Origin of the sequence: Lactobacillus sp. B4015, from assembly GCF_026536055.1 — a bacterium.
Lineage (GTDB): Bacteria > Bacillota > Bacilli > Lactobacillales > Lactobacillaceae > Lactobacillus > Lactobacillus panisapium.
Map to the genome: position 1 here is coordinate 1 of NZ_JAFNOY010000011.1, position 21685 is coordinate 21685.

Below are 21685 nucleotides of genomic sequence, written 5' to 3' on the forward strand. Positions count from 1 at the left end.
AAAGATTGAAGATTTCAATTTTATCTTGTTTGGATAATTTAGCCATAATAAAAACCTCGAAGTTGTCCTAACTTCGGGGTTCATACCATTTTTAGAAAAACGACTTTTTCATACTAACTTGTTTTTACCAAAATATTTAAATGTTATTTGACTACCTAAACTAATTTAGTTTGCCATGTGGCGGTGCAAATAACTACCTGCCATCGACAACGTAAAACAGATTATAAAATATAGCAGTGTTAATGCTGCAAACATTGGCACAATGTAATTAGCATTTTGGCCATAAATTACTTGTGCATGCTGCATTAACTCTGGAACCACGATAATCGTGGCTAATGATGTATCTTTAATTAAAGAAACGAACTGGCCAATGATAGTTGGAATCATGTGCCGGTATGCTTGCGGCAAAACCACATGCCACAGAGCCTGAACGAACGACATCCCGGTTGAACGAGCACCTTCTATTTGACCAACCGCGACTGATTGAATCCCGGAGCGAACAATTTCCGCTAGCATGCTTGATTCAAAGATTGTCATTGCAATTACTGCTGAAAGAATTGCACCCGGTCTTAAACCGATATTGGGAAGACCAAAGTAAGTAAAGAAAATAATCAACAATAAGGGTAAGTTACGAACTAAATCAACCACAAAACCAATAATCGCTGAAATAAACTTTATTTTAGAGTAACGGATTATACCTAAAATTGAGCCTAAAACAAAGCTTAGCACAATCGCAATTACTGAAATAAATAATGTCACGGCTAAACCTTTTAGTAGAAAACCAAAGTTTAGCCAAGATAAAGCTTCAATCCATGTTTGCATCTTTTTAGTCGCCTCCCTTAAGCTAACTTCTTTTCTAAATATTGCATGTAGTAGCTCAGTGGCATGGTGATGAGCAAGTATAAGACACCAATTACCAAGTAACTGTTGATTGTATCAAAAGTAACAGACGCAATTGCATTTGCCTGGTACATTAAGTCAAATCCTGCCACAAATGCCAGTATTGAAGAATCTTTGATCAGATTGACAAATTGATTGCCTAAAGGTGGAATCACAATTTTTATCGCTTGTGGCAAAACAATATACTGCATTGCCTGCTTATACGTCATTCCAGTTGAACGAGCTCCCTCCATCTGTCCACTTGACACAGATTGAATACCTGAGCGAATGATTTCAGCAATAAAAGCCGCTGTATAAAGGAATAAGCCAATAGTTCCAGCAGTAAAGCCGTCCATTTGCACAAAGTACTTGGGAACAATCAAGTAAAAGAACATTACGATAATTAGTAAGGGAATATTTCGAAAAATTTCGACATACGTCTTACCTATTTTATTAGCAAACTTATTCGGAATAACTTCTAATAATGCTATTAACACGCCAAAGATTAAGCTAAAAATCAGTGTTAATAAACTGGCCAGTAGCGTCCAGCCAAAACCATCAAAAAGCTGATTACCAAAGTGACTGAAAATATTAATCATTTGTAATACATCTCCTTATAGTTAAAACCTGGTACTTGACCAAACCACTTCTTGATTAATCGGTTATATTCACCACTACTGTAAATATGGTCAATCGCACGATTAATTGCTTTATGAAATGGTTCCTGATTTTTATTAACTGCAATACCATACGGCTCCTTGGTAAAAGTACCGCCGCGAACTTCTAAACTGTCTGGGCTTTGAGCGGCTAAACCATATAAAACGCCATTATCACTTGTTAAGGCATCACCTTGGTGTGATTTCAAAGCGGAAACTGCTTGACCATAGTCTTGCATGGCCACCACTTTGGCCTTAGGCGCCACTTTTTTGATTACCTCAACAGAATTGTCGCCCACGATTCCGATAACCGTTTTACCATTTAAATCGCTTGCTTTTCTAATTTTTGAATCTTTAGGGACTAGTAAAGACTTACCTGCCTGAAAATAAGATTTAGAAAAACTAATCACTTTAGCCCGTTCTGGGGTAATTGTTAGTGTCGCAATCACCGCATCAACATTGCCGTTTTTGAGCAAAGGAATTCTTGATTGTGAAGTTGCCAAAGTAAATTTTGCTTGACCCTTAGGGCCTAAAATTTCTTTGGTTATTGCCTTTGCCATATCAATATCAAAGCCTTTTTCTTGGTCATCTCTAATATCAATTAAACTAAATAATCTTTTATCACCTTCAACAGCCCAAGTTATTGTATTGGTGGAACGAACGTTTTTTAAAGCTGACTGATCAGTCACTTTCTTACCACAACCAGTCAGCATGAACGCACTGAAAATTATGACTAGGGGCCACAGTAGTTTTTTCATGCTGGCCACCTCCTAGTGCGAAATAATTTTGCTCAGAAATTGCCGAGCTCGTTCTGTCTTAGGTTGTTTGAAGAAAGCCTGACTTTCATCATCTTCTACGATATGACCCTGGTCCATAAAGATAACTCGGTTAGCAACTTCCTTGGCAAAACCCATTTCGTGGGTCACAATCAGCGATGTCATATCACTTGCTGAAGTTACCTTTTTAATTACCTGTAAAACATCGTCAATCATTTCTGGGTCAAGAGCTGAAGTAGGTTCATCAAATAAAAGTAATTTAGGCCGCATGGCTAAAGAGCGTGCAATCGCAACTCTTTGCTTTTGACCACCAGATATTTGAGCAGGCATATTTTGCGCCTTATCTTCTAGGCCAACCATTTTAAGTAAATCCATCGCCTGCTTTTTATTTTCTTCTTCCGGCATATGGCTAACTATACGCGGTGCAAGCATAATATTTTCTAACACATTTTTATTTTTATAAAGGTTGAAGTGTTGAAATACCATTCCTACATCTTGACGCAATCGGTTCGAATCGGTCTTAGGATTTGATAAATCTTGATTATTAACTATTAACTTGCCGCCCTGAATTGATTCCAAACGATTGACTGTACGAATTAGTGTACTTTTACCCGAGCCAGAAGGACCGATTAAAACTACTGTTTCACCCTTATCTATCTCCAAATTAATATCGTGTAAAGCGTGAAATTTTCCGTAATATTTTTGCACGTCGTGAAATTCTATCATTGACATTTTTAGTGCTCCTTTGTGTTATGCCGATCATTAACCAACTAAAACACATCATGCTTTTCTTAACAATTGATTGAAAAATCAAAAGTGCATCCCGTCAACACTACATTTTGTTACCCGACCTGCAAAGTTCCAGCAGATTTTATCATTAATGTTCAAGTTGCTATTCTACAATTGTTGGCCTCTTAAATAAGTAATTAAAATTTAAATTTGCTATTTTAGTCATTTCTTGAATATGACTTAACATCTTGTTTAATTTCGGTTAAGAATTCGTCAAAGCTCTTAGCTACTTCTTCTTCGGTACCATAGCGACGAACGTTGACATTATTTGCTTCCATTTCCTTGTCACCCAAAACTAAGGTATATGGTACTTTTTGGGTTTGCGATTCACGAATCTTATAGCCCAATTTTTCATTGCGCAGATCAGCTTCAGCCCTGAAACCTTGCTTGTTGAGCTCATCGCGAACCTTCTTAGCATACTCTGAATGAGCATCGAGATTGACTGGAATTACTTCCACTTGAACTGGTGCAAGCCAAGTTGGAAAAGCACCCTTATAAATTTCAATCAGATAAGCAATGAACCGTTCCATCGTACCAACGATTCCGCGGTGAATCATGACTGGACGGTGTTCTTCACCATCTTGACCCACATAAGATAGGTTGAAGCGTTCTGGCAACATAAAGTCTAATTGAATAGTTGACATCGTTTCGTCTGCACCCAAGGCAGTCTTAGTTTGAATGTCAAGCTTAGGTCCGTAAAAGGCAGCTTCGCCTTCTGCTTCAACGTAGTCAAGACCCATATCATCCATTGCCTTTTTCAGCATTGATTGACTTCTTTCCCACATTTCATCATTAGCAAAGTACTTCTCGGTGTTCTTTGGGTCACGATATGAAAGTCTAAAGTAGTAATCAGTGATATCAAAGTCCTTGTATACTTCCATGATCAATTTCAAGATCTTCGAAAACTCTTCTTGAACTTGATCAAGAGTTACAAATGTATGACCATCATTTAAAGTCATTTCCCGAACACGTTGCAAACCTGATAAAGCACCGGACTTTTCGTAACGATGCATCATTCCCAATTCAGCAATTCTAATTGGTAATTCACGGTATGAACGAATATGATGCTTGTAAATTTGAATATGTGATGGGCAGTTCATTGGCCGAAGTTCAAGCATTTCACCGTCGCCCATGTCCATAGGTGGAAACATATCATCACGGTAATGTGCCCAGTGGCCCGAAGTCTTATACGCATCAACGTTCATTAAGACTGGCGTATAAACATGTTGGTAACCATCAGCGACTTCCTTATCGATAATATAGCGTTCAACAACGCGACGAATTGTTGCTCCCTTTGGCATCCAGTAAGGAAGACCAGCACCAACCTTAGGATCAACAAAGAATAAGTCTAAATCACGGCCAATTGTTCGGTGATCACGCTCTTTGATCTCTTCACGGCGCTTAATGTCAGCGTCAAGATCTGCTTTTTTAAAGAAGGCAGTTCCGGAGATTCGTTGAAGCATTGGGTTAGAAGATTGACCTTGCCAGTATGCGCCGGCAACAGATAGTAACTTAAACTGCTTAATTTTACCTGTATTTGGCAAAAGTGCTTCAAAACCAAAATCCACAAAGTCACCTAGCTTGTATGCGTGGACTTCTTCATTTTCTTCTTTTAATAATTCTAATTTAAACGGATCATCCTGATATCTATCAGCTAATTCTGCTTTTGGTAAAATTACTGATTCAATTTTTTCACCAGCTTTAACCGCCTTTTTGACAGCATTTTCTAGTTGCGGCAGTTCACTGATTTTAATTTGGTTTTCCTTGTCAGTATCAACGAAAAAGCCATCATCATCAGCTGCATGTTCCCCAAAATGAAGTTCAGGATATGCCTTTTTAGCAACAGCTTCAAATACAAATGCTACTGTTGCACGCAAAACACCTAAACCTTCTTCATCTTTATCAGTAATAATTGCCACTTGGGCATCTTGGTTAAGTTCAAAGTCAACCGGTTGCAGCCTGCCATCAACTTTCCCGGCTAATGCCGCCTTACCAAGTGAAGTTGAAATGCCGTGTGCCAATTCACCGATTGTAATTGCCTGGTCAAATTCACGCTTTGATCCATCTGGCAAAGTAATTGAAAAACCCATATATACCTCCAAAATTAAAAACAAAAAAAGTCCCAGTGCACTTAATTGCACTGGGACGCATTTAACGTGGTTCCACCCAAAATTCAGTTAGTCAGACTAACCCTCTTAATATGAATTGATAGTGGAATTCACCCATTTTAATTACTTTTTAAGTTTGAATGATTGGGGTAAAACTCATTTGTGCAACTTTCAGAATACTGTTCCACTCTCTGAATTGAGTCCTATCATGTTCATTCATTGCATTTTATTATACATGCTTAACTTGTAAATGCAAGAAATTTTTAAAAAATTCTGGGAAAAAGGTTATGGAACTTGAATCAGTCAGCTTGAAAATATTTTGCTTGTTCATAATACAACTGCTGATATAGGCCTTTCTGACTCATCAACTCATCATGCGTGCCACGTTCAATAATTTTTCCGTCTTTTAAAACTAAAATACAATCACTAAACTGTGTCGAACTCATTCGGTGTGATATAAAGATTGCCGTTTTACCAGCCGTTAGTTCGTTAAACTTGCTAAAAATATTGGCTTCAGCAACCGGGTCAAGTGCGGCAGTCGGTTCATCTAAAACCACCGCTGGCGAATCACGATACAGCGCCCGAGCAATGGCAATTTTCTGGCGCTCGCCGCCGGAAAACTCCACCCCGTCTTCATCCAATTCCTGCGAAATATTCGTTTCAAGTCCTTGCGGAAGTTGGTTAATTCGGTGAAACAGTTCAACTTGACTAAGTATTCGCCTCATTTTCGCTTGATCAAAAGGCGCACCCATTAAAATATTATCCTTGATTGACCATGCAAAAAGCGTGAAGTCTTGAAAGACCGTACCAAAAATCCGCTGATAACCAGTCAGATCTAGCTGCCTAATGTCTTGCCCATTTAATAAAATTTGCCCCTTGCTGGGCTCATAAAGGCGTAAAAGCAGCTTGATCATTGTCGTCTTGCCACTGCCGTTAGGACCAACAATCGCAATTTTTTCACCCATAGTAATTTTGAAATTAAGGTCTTTTAAAATGTCTTCTTGGTCTTCAGGATATTTAAAATAAACGTGTTTAAATTCAAACGTTAATTTTTCAATCTTATCTGTTTTTTCACTGTTTAAACCAGTCTCATCTTCTGTTTGCATCAAAGTAATGTACTGCTGAACAGTTGCCAGTGAAGCATTGCGGCTATTCCAGGCATATAACATGCTGCTCAGATTATTGATGATTACCTCCAAATAACCGACACAAGCAATCATCGTGCCCAACAACAGCTTGCCCCTTAAAACGCGAACTGACAAGATGCAGTACATTAAACCGATTACTATACTGGTAATAATATCACTTAAATTGCCAATGCCATCGGCCTTTAATTGATATTTCGTATCTTCATTCACTTGCTGATTGATGTCAGCAGCAGCTTGTTTTGCGACTAAATCATCTGGATCATATATCCGCAACAGCTTGGCGTAATTAACATTTCCAAACAGAATGTTGGAAAAATAGTCGAGTGCACGATTGAATTGAATATTAAAATCAAAGAACTTAAGCATTACTTTATTGCTCTGTTTGGAACAAAAAATAGCAGCCATTATTGGAATTATGATTAAAACGCAAATGACAAAATTGGAGACAAAATAAATAGAGTAGTTAGGAACAATGATTAAAGCATTGACTAATAAGCCACCAGCAATAACTAGGGTCAGAACTAACTGAGCCACGCTATTTACTAGTCTTGAAACAAATATTTCAAAACCACCAGTGAAATCCAGACCGTTTTTGGTCGCGCTATATAACTTGCGAAATTTGGCACTGATAAAAGTACTGTAACTAACCTCCGTTAATTTTTCCGTCATATCAGCATAGGCATTTACGTTTAACATTTGCCTACCTTTTTCAGCTTGCTGTTCTATCAAAGCTTGAAGAATTTTTATTATAAATAGTAACAGTAAAAAAATTATTGTGAATAAAAATAATTTATTTAATGTATTTGCTCGGGTTTTACTTAATAAGTTAATAATGATACCTAAAAAACTAATTACCAGTATTTGATTTAAAACATTTAATAGGGCTGTCACAACTTGGTAAAGAATAATATGTGGATATAATTGATTAACTGTACGCAGTATTTCAAAGGTGTGGTTATTTCTTTTCATTTTTAACCTCCTTTTGGTAATACTTTTTCTGTAAATTAAACAGTTCACGGTAATCGGGAGAAGCAGACATTAATTCATCATGAGTACCCCGAGCGATGATTTTTCCTTTATTCATCAAAATAATTTGGGTGGCAAACTTAGTAGAAGCAAGACGGTGCGAAACAAAAATGCTCGCTTTATTCTTAAAAAGCTCGTGTATTTTCTGGTAAAGCTTGCTTTCCGCCAAGGCATCCAATGCAGCTGTTGGCTCATCAAGGATAGTCAGTATGGTATTGCGATAAAGCGCCCGCGCCAAAATGATTTTCTGAGTTTCTCCTCCAGATGGCGTGATTCCTTCATCGTCTAGATAACGCGTCAATTCAGTTTGCAAGCCTTGGGGAAATTTGGCAATTACTTTCGGTAAATCCGCTCTAACAATTGTTTTTTCTAACAATTTAGGTTTGTTATTTTGCTTGATCGTAATATTGTTTTCAAGGGTGGCCGCAAGCAAAATATTTTCTTGAAAAGCTGGTGTAACCAACTTTTGATAATCTGTTAAATCAAGCTCAGATATATCGTGACCATTTAATAATATCTGACCGCTGACCGGTTTGATTAAACCAAGAATTACCAAAGTCAGCGTGGTTTTTCCCGCACCATTAAGTCCAACTAAAGCCAAGTGAGTGCCGGCTTTTATTTTGAGATTAATGTTCTTTAAAACATAGTCATTCGAATTGGGGTATCTGACTGCTACATTTTTCAGTTCCAAAGAAAAGTTTTTCCCATTCATCTTAATATTTGGCTGCTTTTTAACAGGAGTATTTGACAAATTTGTCAATATCGGATCAAGATAGGTGCGGCTTTTAGTAATATCGCTGTCCGCATTCAAAAGTAGTGACAGACTATCACTTGTTTGCTTAATGAAATCGTTAAGCATTCCCAAAAAGGAAAACAAAAAAGAAAATAAAACAAGGTTAATTTTTCCATTAAGAGTTTTAGCTATTAAAAGAATATAGATCGGTACACTGCAAACAAAGTTTAATAAAAGCAGTATTATCTTCAAGTTAAAATTATTTCGCGCAATTTTTTTCTTCAGATTCGCTACTTTCTCTCGATAATTTTCAACTTTTTTTTTTAACAAATTTGACATCTGGTAAATTCTAATTTCCTGGCCAGCAGCTATGTCAAATGATTTTCGATAGATATAATTTGCTTCCAAATACGTCTGTGATAAGTTGGCTTGCAACTTTTTTCTCTTTTCAGTATAGTGAGGAATTATTTCTAGAGATAGGCAGACTGTTATCAGTACCAAAAGAGGGCACCACCACGCAATCAAAAATGTCAAAATACACACTAAAATCAATGATAGCGCATTTTCCAAAAAACCGTTTAAACTAGGCGTAAACATGCCAACCCCACTGTCATCATTGTCATAGCCATAAGCTGCGCTTTCTTGACGCGCACGGCCTGTTTCAGCGTTAATCACTTTAAAGTAGGGCAAATGAATAAAGCCCCGTCCCTCTTCAGCGACCAGATTCATCCGGGTATTAACGCCATCCCAGAAATTTTTCGTTTTTAATAAGCCTTGGGCCCAGTTAATCATTCCAGTGATAACACTAAGTATAATTATTATAATTAGTCCAGCAGTAACTGAGTCCTTTTGTAAAAGCAAGGCCATAACAATTGAAGGAAAAGCAGTAGTTAAAAACTGCTGAATAATGCCAAAAGCGACTGACAAAAAAGAGTTAACAGTCATTGATTTTTTCTGGGTTTTAGTCAAATTTTTTAGCCATAAAAAATTATCTTTTATTTGGGCAAGCTTCATTTCGGATACCTCACTTTGTCCGGCAAGTAAGTTAACAATATTGATGACAAATCGTTGATGCCTCATATTTAATTCTGCTAAAAGATTTTTGATAACCACAAAGTTTATCTTATTTTAATAATTTATTTATTATTTTATTATATTATAGTCATTTTATTAGAGTCGTGCAACTAAGTTAGCAAACAAATTAAGATGAAAATCTATATACCAGTTTGATATTAGGAATGATTTTTAAACAACTTTTCACTTAGCAACTACCATTTTTAAAAGGGCTCTTTGTCAAATCCTGTTGATAGAGTTTTATAATGTTTTGAAAGAGTATCAGGCTACTAAGTAGCTTGATGCTCTTTTCTTAATCTTAGTTTTGGGCTCTTCTAGTATAATCCGAGCAACTAAATGATTAAAATTGCGATAGCCATAGGCTGTGTGTTCAATCTGCTTAATTTTGCGGTTGGTTCCTTCCAGACAACCGTTGGACTGACTGTACGTAGCTGCATTAAGCAGATCAGGCAAGCAGCGTTTGAAAGTTTTACGCGTGATTTCCATTTGCCAGCCCAATTTATCTGAACGCTTGAGACAGGTCCTTATTTGCTTAACATCTTTTTCTTTAAGAGCCTGGCGCAGATCCTGCATGAAGTTGTAAGTATTCTCCAGGATTGGGTCAAGCGCTAACCCGTCTGCTACAACCTGGGCTTGCGTCAACCGATCCTTGAGGTGCCAATTGTAGCCGGGATGCTTTCTTTCTAACTGGTCAAAAGGCTTAAGGTAGAGCTTCCAAGAATATTTAAGTAAGCGGTAGCTGCGGCTGGACTTGGGATACTGTTTCATCACCTGAATCCGGCAGGCATTAAAGGAACGGTTGAGCATCTGAACAATGTGAAAACGATCTAGGACCACTTGCGCGTTAGGAAAAAGCTCCTTGACCATAGCGGCATAAAAGTAGTTAAGGTCCATGGAGACCGTTTTAACCTGGCGGCGGACAAGTTCCGGATAATGTTTGAAGTAGGTCATGATGGTTTGTTTATAGCGTGTTGGCAGAATCTTAACTATTTGGTGAGTGCTTGCATCTAGGGCAATAAAGTGCAACTTACGTCCAACACCGCAGAATTCATCGAAGGCTAGATGCTCGGGCAGCCAGTTATCGTCGTCATGAAAAGGACTGCTGTATTGCTCAAGAACTCGTTGGATGGTATTAACGGAAACATTAGTAAAAGCGGTAATGGAGGTCATGGTCCAGTCGTCACGCAAGCTAGACAGAATCTTGCGTTTAACGTGGTTGGTAATTACTTATCAACAAGGCTGGTTTTGGCCATGTCGCTTTGTCCGCAGTCGCGACAGATATGCTGCTTGGCTAATTTAAGTATAAGTGGCCGACTGGCATCGCTGCTCAAGTATCTGACTTTGACCGGAGCGTAGCCATTACGCCAGATATGAGCCGAATGACAATCAGGACAAGTCGGCAGTTTAAGGTTGCAGCAGGCGACAGTAGTTACTACTGAATCAATCGTTTCAGACTTAAAAGCAAGAAATTCAAGATTAGGGTCTTTAATATTGAGCAAAAGTTTAATACAATTAGATAGAGAGGTCATAAGAAAACTCCTAAATAGATCTGAAGAGTGGTTTCAAAGGATTATATGGACAGAGGACTTAGGGCCTCTTTTTTGTGTGCAAAAAAATCCTGCCAATAGAATACCATAGAAACTAAACTAAGATAATCTATCAACAGGATTTAGTATAAAGCCTTTAAAACAAAATAACCGACCAGCTCAACTAACATTGAACTAGTCGGTTATTTTTTTACTTTTAATGCTTAATTTGCAAATAAGCATTTTACAATGTTCTTAACGGCGCCTGTTTGGTCCAGAAACAATGACTTCTTTAGCCAAAGTACGTACACGTTCCATCAATCTGGCAGCCTTAATTGGATCAATAGCATTTTTGGTTTCCTTAAAGTGCTCTTCCAAATCATCCATTGAAAAGTTGGAAGAGAAAAATGTCGGTAGTTGATTATCCATTCTTGATTGCAAAATAACAGCCAAAACTTCATCGCGTGACCACTGGCTCAAATTTTCAGCGCCAATATCATCCATAATTAGTACATCACAGTTTGCAATCCGGTTAATTTCAGTCATTAGACTATTATCATTAAAGTGACTGGATAAGCTGGCAATAAAATTAGGTACATGGATAAAGATGACGTACTTGTTCATCATCGCTAAAGAATTAGCTAAACCAGCCAGGATAAATGTTTTACCGACACCAAAGTTACCTGATAAATACAGGCCTTTTTGATACGCATTCTGCGAATAAGCCGCCAAAAATTGCCCGATCTCAGCCATTGCTTGCTGACGCTGCGGTGTTATTTCCACCTGACTTAAACGAACATCATGCAAGCTGCTAGGCAAATTAATTAGACGCAAGTGCTTTTTAGCTGCAAGTTCACGATCATGTTCCAACTTGCTATTTTCAGGAGCATAAATGATATCAATTGCATTTGTATTCAAGATTAATTTAGGCCGATAACCCTTGGTCACCGGATCTTTTTTATTCTGCTGATCTAGGTAAAATTCGAATAAAGCAGACATGCTTTTATCAATCATTTCAGAGGTTATTTTATCTTGATTTTCACTAATAAACTGTTTAATTTTTGGCTCGGATAGAATCTCGGCCCGAATCTTAGCTACATCAAGATGGTCGGCTTTTTTCTTGTCTAAAAAATTATTGATTGACTTCATTTTTTCACCTACTTCATGCCATTTTGATCTTCAAATTTTTTGAAAAAGTCTTTTAAGTCAGCTGAAGAAACATCAGACTTAACACTAGATTTTTTCTTACTCCAATCGGTACCTTTTTCAACGCGTTTATTTTGCACATAACGGGGGTACTTAACCTTATTTTGCTCCCTTTTTTGCATATATTCAATTGCTTGGGCCCCATCTTTAACACCATGTTGAAGCCAATCATGTAAAATCCGATTAGCCAAGCGGTATGAAATATTCGGTGCACTTTTTAAGCAGGCATAAGTTAAGATATTAAGCAAATCAGCTGGGATTCCCTTTTCATTATATAAACTATCAAGTACTTTATATTCACTGGCATCAACATAATCATGCCGATCAGTCTTCAACCGGTACAAAAATTGAGCTGGTGATTTACTTTTAGCTAGCTGCAATACTTGCTGCTCATTTTTACTCAATTTAGCATTTATCGGTTGATCATCATTATATTTCTTAGTCTCTTGCTTAATTCGAGCCCTAGTATGAGAGCCGTGAATGCCACTAGCAATCGCTTGTTTAATTTGCACTATATCCAAGTGATAATCACCGTGAATACTTGTCAGGGCCTCATCGACAAATTCTTGTTCTGTTAACCCGTAAGTGCGCATTACAGAGCGGATTGCTTCCCGATTACGGTCAATCTCCGTTCTTGGAATCTGGTAAATTTCAAATTGCTGTTTCATGAAATTCCAGTCAACCGTATCATGCTCATTAATAGTAGCTTTGATATTATTGTCTGTTTTATTTTCTTTTGCGGCATATTTGACATCAACTGAAGGCTCAATTGCTTCTTGCTCAGGCAAACGAAAAACTTCCATAAACGAAGCAGAGATATCATCAGCATTCTGCATACCATTAACTTGGTTCTGCTTAGACTTACTTTCACGAGCAAAATCTTTACTTAATTTTTGAAAGGCAGAAATACCAACTTTTTCTTTAAGTAAGCTTGCTAAAAGAGGCGTTGAAAAAAATTCACTGCTGCTAGGGATGCAGGTTAAGCGAAAAATCAGTACTTGTCCCATGATTTCATTATTAAGTAAACGCGTCTGAACTAGGCCAACGCCCTCGAGTTTATGTAAAGCAGAAAATAAGTGCTTAACATCACAGTCAAGCTGTTCTTGCAGAGCATAAATACCCGTTGAGTCCGATAGCATTGCATGCGCATTAAAATCCGCATTTAAACTAAAATATAAGGAAAATGCTAGTGAACCAATCAGCGGCTGATAAAGTTTAACCAGAACTCGCACATCTTCTGGGAAAATATCAACTCGGTTAGCAATAAAAAATGGTTGTTTGGGATTAGGGGTCTCAAACATTTCTAGTTCCCCTTCTCTCGCTTAGCAATCATATCCTCCATTGTTTTCATGAAACTAGACATATCTTTAAATTCACGGTAAATGGAAGCAAAGCGAATGTAAGCAACATCATCTAGTTCAGCCAATTCATCCATCACTAGTTGACCGATTTTCTTCGAAGAAATCTCACTTACTCCCTGCTGTCTAACCTTATTTTCAACGTGATCAACCAATTGCTCGAACTGCGAGCTTGTAATTGGACGCTTTTGACCAGCTGCCATGACACCATGCAAAATCTTTTTCCGGTTAAAAGGTTCCCGGGTATTGTCATTTTTGATTACCAATAATGGTGTTGTTTCAATTCGCTCAAAAGTAGTAAACCGAAAACCACAGTTTTCGCATTCACGCCGTCTTCTAATAGCACGATTTTCATCACTCGGTCGAGAATCAATCACGCGCGAGGCATTTTGCCGACAATTAGGACATTCCATACTGGTCCTCCTTTATTAATTTAAGTAGCAGCTCGTTTAATTTGTCTTCTAGTTCTTTTATTGTACCAGTATTTGTAACAACATAATCAGCTAATTTTTGCTTTTGCGCCAAAGGCATCTGACTATTAATTCGCTTTAATGCTTCAGCTTCAGTTATGTGATTGCGCGCCATCAAGCGTTTTACTTGCATTTTTTCAGGTACAGCAATCAGCAAACTGCGGTCACAATAGCTTAAACCACCTGACTCAAATAATAACGGTGCATCTACTATGATAAGTGGCTCATTTTCCTGTTTATGTTGGCTAATTTTAGTCTCGATTTCTTGAAAAATCAACGGGTGGGTAATTTCATTTAATTTAGCTAAGTCTTTAGGTGAATTAAAAACTAATTTACCTAACTTTGCGCGATCAATTGCTTTATTTGCTGCTAAATACTGATCGCCAAAATAATTAATTACTAAATTGTAGCCCTTTTCACCTATATCTAAAATATGGTGAGCAATTAAATCACTATCAATTACTGGAATATGCTTTTTTATAAAAAAGCTATCAGCTGTACTTTTACCGCTAGCTATTCCCCCAGTAAGACCTAAGACAATGGTCATTGATAATTCACCTGACATTTAGGACAATATGTTGTTCCACGACCATTTACCTTGATTTTTTCAAGAGGGGTTCCACATCTTGCACATGGTTCACCTTTATGCCCGTATACCCGCAACATTTTCTGAAAGCCGCCAGTTTCACCATTAGCATCCAGGTAAGTGTGCACGGTTGTCCCACGCTCAGCAATAGCTAATTTGATCAAAGAATTAATATTGTCATGCAATTGTTTCACTCTGGAAGGTGGAATCTTATTGGCCATACTTAACGGATGAATTCTAGTTAGCCATAAAACTTCATCGACATAAATATTGCCTAAACCGGCAACTACAGATTGATCAAGAAGCGTATTTTTAATATTTTTCTTTTTATGCTTAAGACAATTTGCAAAATAAGCAACCGTGAATTTATGAGAATTAGGTTCAAAGCCCAGTTTACTAATTCCTGTTGTTCTTTTTTCTGTTCCAGTTTTAACTAATTGCATTCGGCCAAATTTGCGGACATCATTATAACGCAAGGCTGTATTATCAGTAAAAGCAAACTGTACGTGATCATGTTTATCTTTCGGTGCAGCCACGTCAACTAGACGATACTTTCCTTCCATGCGTAAATGAGAAACTACAGTTAAATCATTCGTCAGCCGAATCAATAAATACTTTGCATACCGGTCAATTGCCACTACTTCTTGACCCGTAAGCTTTTGAACGAATTCTGTTGGATCACTAGCAATAATTTTGGGATACCACAGCGTGATTTCTTTAATCGTTTTTCCTTTAATTAAGGGGAGAAGAGTACGGCGAACCGTTTCTACTTCCGGCATTTCTGGCATTTATTATTACTCCTTATTTTGCATCAAACCAATTATGACCGTACCCTGAATCAGCAACAAGCGGAATATCAAGAGTAACGGCAGACTGCATTACCTCTGGGACAATCTTTTTAATTGTTTCTATCTCATCTTTTGGCACATCAAAAATCAACTCATCATGAACCTGAACCACCATTTTAGTCTTAAGGTGTAAATCATTCAATTTCTTCTGCATATTGATCATCGCAATTTTAATAATATCAGCAGCGGAACCCTGAATTGGTGAGTTAATTGCAGTTCTTTCCGCAAAAGACCGCACATTATAATTCTTTGCATGAATATCAGGCAAGTACCGTCTTCTATGCATAATTGTTTCTGCGTAACCTTTTTCGCGAGCAAATTTAACGGCCTTATCCATATATTCTCTAATTTGCGGGTATTGCTCAAAATAATTATCGATAAATTCTTTGGCTTGTTTTCTACTAATATTCAGATTTTTCGATAAGCCATAATCCGAAATGCCGTAGACAATACCAAAATTGACTGCCTTTGCTCGACGCCGCATTAATGGCGTAACATCATCGGTTGATTTCAAGTGGAATATTTTCATTGCGGTATGAGCGTGAATATCGTAGCCGGTTCTGAATGCTTCTTGCATTTGTTCATCACCAGAAACTTGAGCCAAAACACGCAATTCAATTTGTGAGTAATCACAAGAAAAGATATAACCATCAGGTTCACTAGGAACAAAAGCCTTTCGAATTTGCTTACCTTCTTCTGTTCTCGTCGGAATGTTTTGTAAATTAGGATCAACCGAAGATAGGCGTCCAGTTGCCGTTAGAGTTTGCAAATACCGTGTATGAACTCGGCCATCTTTTTGAATAACATCTAGCAGGCCATTAACATAAGTCGACTGAATTTTAGCAATTTGTCGGTAAGAAAGGATTTGCCCGATAATTGGATTTTCATCTTTTAACTGGTTCAAGACATCAACTGATGTTGAATAACCGGTTTTAGTCTTTTTAATTGGCTTGAGCCCCATTTTTTCAAACAGAATATGACCAAGTTGTTTCGGCGAATTAATATTAAATTCTTCACCAGCCTCATCATAAATCTGCTTTTCCATCTTTTTAAGTTCTACAGCAAATTCATCTTGCAGCTCAGTTAAAGTATCAGCCTGAACCTTGATTCCATTTATTTCCATAATCGCTAAAACGCGTGCCACTGGAATTTCGATACTTGCAAACAAATCATCTTGTTCATGCTCTTTTAGTCTGGCAAGCAGCGTTTCTTTCAAGGTTTCAATTGCTTCGACTTTGGTGGCTAAATGATTATACAGCACATCGTCATCAGTAGGAATCTTTTCACTTTTACCTTTGCCATAAACGTCAAGATCACTTCTGACAGTGTCATTCCCATACATCCGGCAAACTTCGGCCATATCGTCCGAATTATTTTCATTATTAATCAAATACGAAGCTAGCAGCATATCATATTCAATCCCATGCGCGTGGATTCCTAAACGATTTAGTCCCACAGTTGTCCGCTTAAGGTCAAAGACATCTTTGCTAATTTTCTTATCTTCTAAAATCTGTTTTAGCTTGGCATCCTGTAATAGCGTTACGTCGCGACTTAGAAAAATCTGTTTGCTAATCTTAAAGGCAAAACCGACGAACTCAGCCAAATGATAATTTGGTCCCAGCATCCCTAAGTAAAAAATGACCTCATCGCCTTCATTAACCGTAATTTTAGCCAAATTGTCCTTGGTTAACTCGGTGTATTCCATTTTGACATGCGAATCTTGGGATGTCTCATTTTTACCAGAATCACCATCAGGCGCTAATTCACTCAAAAACTTGCGGAAATTCATTTTCTCGTAAAAACGCCGCAACTTTTGGTAATCAACCGGCCTTCTTTTAATATCATCAATTCCAATGGTTACTGGCGTATCACAGTTGATCGTAGCCAATTTTTTACCTAACAGGGCTTTATCCTTATCATTAAGCAAATTTTCTTTTAGCTTTGATGCTTTCATGTCATCAATATGATCATATAAGTTTTCAACTGAACCATATTCTTGAATTAACTGCGATGCTTTCTTTGGTCCTACTTTGGTGACACCCGGATAATTGTCCGAGTTATCCCCCATCAAGGCCTTCATATCAATAAATTCAGTTGGGGTAACACCATTAACTTCCTTCATATGTTCAGGCGTATAGGACTCAAGGTTCATCACACCTGACTTGGTTACCATCACCGTGGTGTGCTCAGAAGCAAGCTGCGTTAAATCCTTATCCCCAGTTACGATGGTTACATCAAAACCATTTTTTTCACCAATTTTTGCAAAGGTTCCGATAATATCATCGGCTTCATAGTTTTCTAATTCATAAGTCGAGATGCCTAAATCGTGCAATAGTTCTTGCACATATGGTAGCTGCTCCGAAAGTTCACCTGGGGTTTTTTGTCTGCCACCCTTGTAATCAGCATACATCTTATTTCTAAAAGTAGTTTTACCCGCATCAAAAGCAACTAAAACATGATCTGGCTGAACATTGTTTAAAACAACATCAAGCATATTCTTAAAAGTATAAATGGCATTTGTATGCAATCCTTCAGGGTTTCTGAAATTTTCAAGTTGACGATAAAGTGCATAAAACGCACGAAAGGCAACAGAATTACCATCAATTAAAAGTAATTTTTGATTAGCCATTAGATCTCCTCACAATTATCACTGGTCTTTAGTTCAACTACCATTTTACCAGTTTTTACGGCATTCTGGCATAATACTGTTTTTATTCAGATTTGCTATACATTTTAGCCAATTAACTTCAATTCAGAAGTCAAATTTTAAATTAAGAACCTACTTTTTTAGCTAATAAAAAGCATTGAAAACTTAATTTCAATGCTCTAACTCGCTATTTATTGAATAAAATTCTGACGCTCTAACAAATATGGCGTACTGGTTCCTAACAACTGATCGCCTTTTTCTTGTTTTGGTGTGCAATTCAACACGTTACTATGAGCTTTTTGCAAAATTGCAGTCGCTTCTTTTACCTCGGCAATTGTGGCCTTTTCAGATTTTAAGGTATTTTGTGCTAATTGCAACGCATAACCAAATCTAAAACCACAAAGGGTAAAATTATTGTCTTTTTGGTATGGTGTAATCAATTCTTGATCAACTAAAGTCTGTAATTTTTGTTTATCTTCTTTAGTAGCAATTTTAGCATCCGCTTGCGCTTGTTCAGGAGTGTTATTTGGTTTCAAGTATGGGCCTGAAATGTAATTTGTTCCCTCAACCTTAACATAAGTTAAACTTGGCGTAGCTGCTGGCTGATAATTTGCTAGCGAATAAAAACGTGGTTTAGCCCATGAATCTTTTAACAGGTAAAATAATTCAGCCTTCTTTTCACTAGAATCCCATAAATAAGTAAGTTTTTCAACTGGATACATGTCACCAGTGTTAAAAGTCGAATTTGCACTTTCAGTCGGAAGTGCTGTTGCGGTGATATCATAAGTCCCAGCTGTTTTTAAAAAGCCGACATATGTAGCTTGCGTATACAGTTTCAAATTCTGCCGGGGGGTTACAGCTAAATCTTTCTTAGGAATAAAAGCTTCGATCGTTCCGCTAATTCGGTAATTAACTACAGGCTTAGAATCGGTCGTTAATGCAGTAATACTGTCTACTCGATAAGTTTTTCCGGGCTTGATAACCGTCTTATCTTTACCAATTCCTGCTGTATAAGGTTTTACCTTTTTAGCGATTTTGACCTTTGCCTCATGAGTATAAAGTGGTTTATTGTTAACTTGACCAACATTTACTGCCTTAACAAAGCCGCCTGAACCCAAGCTGTAAAAGTATTCTCCACCAATTTTATGGTAAGGCAACCATGATTGATGATAATTATCATCATTTAAAAGATAAAATTGTTTGTCACTATGCTCAATCGGTTCGATTTTACCGACGAAAGCTACACTTAAGCCCCTTTTTAAATGCGCCTTTTGCTTGCTTCTTTGAAACTTGCTTAAACGCTTACCGTGTTTATTATAAACATAGGCGTTATGTGCTAGTGTTATTTCATTAGTTTCTTCGGTTGCCTCGATTGGCTTGGCTGGGCACCCAAACTTAAATTAGCTACCAAGGCAAGAGCAAACATACTGACTACTGAACCAATTGCTGCTTTTTGCTTTAATTTCATATAATACCTCTACCTGTTTTAGATTTTAGTATTAATTTTATAACAAAATCGAAATTAATAAAGAAAAAACTCACATAAAATTAAAAGCGTTTAGTAATAAAACGCTTTTAATTAACTAATTTGACTTAAACTATAAAAAACAAATGACAATTATTTCTGACCTTTACTTTTAGGGAAAATAATTTGAGTTTGTTTAGCAATTTCGGGATCACTGCTATCAGAAATCAGAGTGGCATCCTTCAATTCCAAGGCTTGAACATTTGATGATATTCCAAATTTACTACTGTCAGCAAGAATAAAGGATTGTGTAGTACGCTTTGCAATCAGCTGCTTTTTTATCGCCTCGTCAAATTGTGGGGTAGTGTAACCACTATTAAGACTAATACCGTTCATACCAAAGAAAGATTTATCAAACCGCAACTTAGAAAGCAAATCATTAGTTAAGGCACCTGTAAGTGAAGACGTAACCCCATTATATTTACCGCCAATTAAAATAATTTCTGCCTTAAAATTGCCACCTATATGACAGACCTGAGTGTTAGTCGTATAAACTGTTACTTTCTTGTTCTTTATCTTATCAAGTAACAGTGTACAAGTAGTACCAGAATCAATGTAAATGGCATTATTATCGTGAACTTCTTTTGCTGCGAGTTCAGCAATTAGCTTTTTTTCCTTTTGATGATTGTGCTCTTTTTTGGCAAACTCAACCTCACCAGCACCATCGCAAAGCCTCACAGCTCCACCAAAAAGATATTCAATTTTTCCTTCATTTTCTAAGGCTTTAATGTCTCTTCTCAATGTTGAAATTGAAACGCCTGGAATTTGCGCGTGAAGTTCCTCAAGTTTACTCATATCTTTGTTTTCAAGAATTTGCAAAATTTGATTTTGTCTTTCAATCGGAAGCAAGTTAATTCCCCTTCTTTATAATTTTCATGCTCCCTTTATTATACTCTTATAATATGTTATTTCATTTGCTTTTAATCACATTAGGCAAGATGTTCATCACGCCTTGTAACTATAAAACCTAGTGCAATTCCGACAATAGTGGAAATTGCTAAGCCAATCATTGCATTAAGAAAATTATTACTGTTTTTAGCAATGAAAGCGGGAAAAGTGGTTACTGACCCAAAAACAAATGCATTTGTATATACCTTAGTTAGTCCTAGGTATGCGCCGCCCAAAGCGCCAGCAATTATTTGAGCTGCCCAAATTCTACGATTTTTTACTAAGAGTCCGAACAAAGTTGGTTCAATAATTGCCGACAAACAAATAGTGATTACACCAGTCAGCGAAAAGCTCTTTAATTCTTTATTGCGCGTCTTAAGCCAGACACCAAGAGCAGTGCCAATTACACCAAAGTTGCACGCAAACGTTAGTGGACAAATAAAGTCAAACCCTTGAGTTGCAATATTATTAATCATAATTGGATTGACGGCCCAATGGATCCCCAGTGAAACGAGAAAACTCCAGCCCCCGCCAACAACAACACCAGCTAATAGCGGAACATTTTTAATTAACCAATTAACAATATTAGCAACTAATTGTCCGCCATAGACACCAAGAGGACCAATAACAATTACCGTTAAAGGTACCATAATAAGCAGACAAACTAATGGCACAACGACTAATTCCAAGTTCTTGCTTACATGTTTATCAAGCCATTTATATAGATAAGAATACGCCCAAATTGCTATTAGAATTGGAACAACCGTTGAATTGTAATTCATTAATACAACAGGAATTCCTAGAAATGATGTCATTGCCCCGTTGCCGTGACTTCCCATTAATTGGATAAAGTCTGGATACAAAAGGGCGCCAGCAATTAAAGCTGCAATATAGGGACTAACTTTAAATCTTCGTGCAGCCGAAAACGCCAAGAGAATAGGTAGAAAATAAAAAACAGCTTTTGATGCAGCGGTCAAAATAACAAATGTACCGCTCTTTTGGCTAATCCACCCCAGTTCGCTGCAAAGAAGCAATAAGCCATATAGAATACCTGATCCAGCTAAAGCTGGCAATAGTGGCGCAAAAATACCTGCTATTGCAGTAAATAATGCATTAACATATCCCTTAAAACCCTCAGGCTTGAGATTGGTACTGACTGTTTGAGCGCTATTACCATTTACTAGTTTTTCAAATTCACTAAAAACTTTAGGGACTTCAAGTCCAATCAAAACTTGGTATTGACCGCCTCCCCGCGAAACGTTAATTACACCGTCTACCGCTTTGACTTTGTCATCATTAATTTGGTCATTTTTTAAGTTTAATCGTAATCTTGTTGCGCAATGCGTCATATTAGAAATATTATCAGGCCCACCAACAGCATCTAAGACACCTTGTGCCGTTTTTTTATAATCCATCATATGCCTCCTTGAAATAAATCTAGG

The 21685-nt window shown here is 37.3% G+C and carries 17 protein-coding genes and 2 pseudogenes; all 19 read right to left on the bottom strand.

Annotated features, from left to right (window positions below; all coding sequences use genetic code 11):
* Positions 1 to 165: 165 nt before the first annotated feature.
* Positions 166 to 822, bottom strand: a complete 657-nt coding sequence (locus tag J3U71_RS10065; protein ID WP_103751875.1) for an amino acid ABC transporter permease — start codon at positions 820 to 822, stop codon at positions 166 to 168.
* Between the two features lie 17 nt (positions 823 to 839).
* A complete protein-coding gene (locus tag J3U71_RS10070) occupies positions 840 to 1478 on the bottom strand; it encodes an amino acid ABC transporter permease (protein WP_103751876.1) in 639 nt (212 codons plus the stop codon).
* Positions 1475 to 2302 (bottom strand): transporter substrate-binding domain-containing protein, encoded by an 828-nt coding sequence (locus J3U71_RS10075; RefSeq protein WP_267394088.1) that lies wholly within the window; start codon positions 2300 to 2302, stop codon positions 1475 to 1477. The genes J3U71_RS10070 and J3U71_RS10075 overlap by 4 nt, the downstream gene beginning before the upstream one ends.
* 3 nt (positions 2303 to 2305) lie before the next feature.
* Positions 2306 to 3043, bottom strand: a complete 738-nt coding sequence (locus tag J3U71_RS10080) for an amino acid ABC transporter ATP-binding protein (RefSeq protein ID WP_270262716.1) — start codon at positions 3041 to 3043, stop codon at positions 2306 to 2308.
* 215 nt (positions 3044 to 3258) lie between these two features.
* On the bottom strand, positions 3259 to 5190 hold the full coding sequence (thrS, locus tag J3U71_RS10085; protein WP_267394089.1) for a threonine--tRNA ligase: 1932 nt from the start codon (positions 5188 to 5190) through the stop codon (positions 3259 to 3261).
* 317 nt (positions 5191 to 5507) lie between these two features.
* Positions 5508 to 7325 carry an ABC transporter ATP-binding protein gene (locus tag J3U71_RS10090; RefSeq protein WP_267394090.1) on the bottom strand — a complete coding sequence of 606 codons (1818 nt, stop codon included), beginning with the start codon at positions 7323 to 7325 and terminating at the stop codon, positions 5508 to 5510.
* A complete protein-coding gene (locus tag J3U71_RS10095) occupies positions 7312 to 9195 on the bottom strand; it encodes an ATP-binding cassette domain-containing protein (RefSeq protein WP_267394091.1) in 1884 nt (627 codons plus the stop codon). Before J3U71_RS10095 ends, J3U71_RS10090 begins: the two co-directional genes overlap by 14 nt.
* 255 nt (positions 9196 to 9450) lie before the next feature.
* Positions 9451 to 10718, bottom strand: a pseudogene (locus tag J3U71_RS10100) (ISL3 family transposase).
* Between the two features lie 252 nt (positions 10719 to 10970).
* Complete coding sequence (dnaI, locus tag J3U71_RS10105) at positions 10971 to 11864, bottom strand: primosomal protein DnaI (protein WP_267394092.1); 894 nt, start codon at positions 11862 to 11864, stop codon at positions 10971 to 10973.
* Between the two features lie 8 nt (positions 11865 to 11872).
* The gene (locus tag J3U71_RS10110; RefSeq protein WP_267394094.1) at positions 11873 to 13222 is read right to left on the bottom strand and encodes a DnaD domain protein; all 1350 of its coding nucleotides are present in this window, start codon (positions 13220 to 13222) and stop codon (positions 11873 to 11875) included.
* Between the two features lie 2 nt (positions 13223 to 13224).
* The gene (gene nrdR / locus J3U71_RS10115; protein WP_103751882.1) at positions 13225 to 13692 is read right to left on the bottom strand and encodes a transcriptional regulator NrdR; all 468 of its coding nucleotides are present in this window, start codon (positions 13690 to 13692) and stop codon (positions 13225 to 13227) included.
* The gene (coaE, locus tag J3U71_RS10120; protein ID WP_267394096.1) at positions 13679 to 14296 is read right to left on the bottom strand and encodes a dephospho-CoA kinase; all 618 of its coding nucleotides are present in this window, start codon (positions 14294 to 14296) and stop codon (positions 13679 to 13681) included. The genes nrdR and coaE overlap by 14 nt, the downstream gene beginning before the upstream one ends.
* The gene (mutM, locus tag J3U71_RS10125) at positions 14293 to 15123 is read right to left on the bottom strand and encodes a bifunctional DNA-formamidopyrimidine glycosylase/DNA-(apurinic or apyrimidinic site) lyase (RefSeq protein WP_103751884.1); all 831 of its coding nucleotides are present in this window, start codon (positions 15121 to 15123) and stop codon (positions 14293 to 14295) included. The genes coaE and mutM overlap by 4 nt, the downstream gene beginning before the upstream one ends.
* Before the next feature lie 13 nt (positions 15124 to 15136).
* Positions 15137 to 17812 (bottom strand): DNA polymerase I, encoded by a 2676-nt coding sequence (gene polA / locus J3U71_RS10130; protein ID WP_267394099.1) that lies wholly within the window; start codon positions 17810 to 17812, stop codon positions 15137 to 15139.
* Positions 17813 to 18021: 209 nt separating this feature from the next.
* The gene (locus J3U71_RS10135; protein ID WP_267394102.1) at positions 18022 to 18948 is read right to left on the bottom strand and encodes a hypothetical protein; all 927 of its coding nucleotides are present in this window, start codon (positions 18946 to 18948) and stop codon (positions 18022 to 18024) included.
* 111 nt (positions 18949 to 19059) lie between these two features.
* Positions 19060 to 19203 (bottom strand): annotated as a pseudogene (locus J3U71_RS11660) (SLAP domain-containing protein); the annotation flags it as partial.
* On the bottom strand, positions 19173 to 19298 hold the full coding sequence (locus J3U71_RS10140; RefSeq protein ID WP_267394104.1) for a hypothetical protein: 126 nt from the start codon (positions 19296 to 19298) through the stop codon (positions 19173 to 19175). The pseudogene J3U71_RS11660 and the gene J3U71_RS10140, both read right to left, overlap by 31 nt.
* 150 nt (positions 19299 to 19448) lie before the next feature.
* Positions 19449 to 20204 (bottom strand): DeoR/GlpR family DNA-binding transcription regulator, encoded by a 756-nt coding sequence (locus J3U71_RS10145; protein ID WP_267394106.1) that lies wholly within the window; start codon positions 20202 to 20204, stop codon positions 19449 to 19451.
* Between the two features lie 80 nt (positions 20205 to 20284).
* Positions 20285 to 21661 (bottom strand): PTS transporter subunit EIIC, encoded by a 1377-nt coding sequence (locus tag J3U71_RS10150; protein WP_220232137.1) that lies wholly within the window; start codon positions 21659 to 21661, stop codon positions 20285 to 20287.
* Positions 21662 to 21685 lie beyond the last annotated feature (24 nt).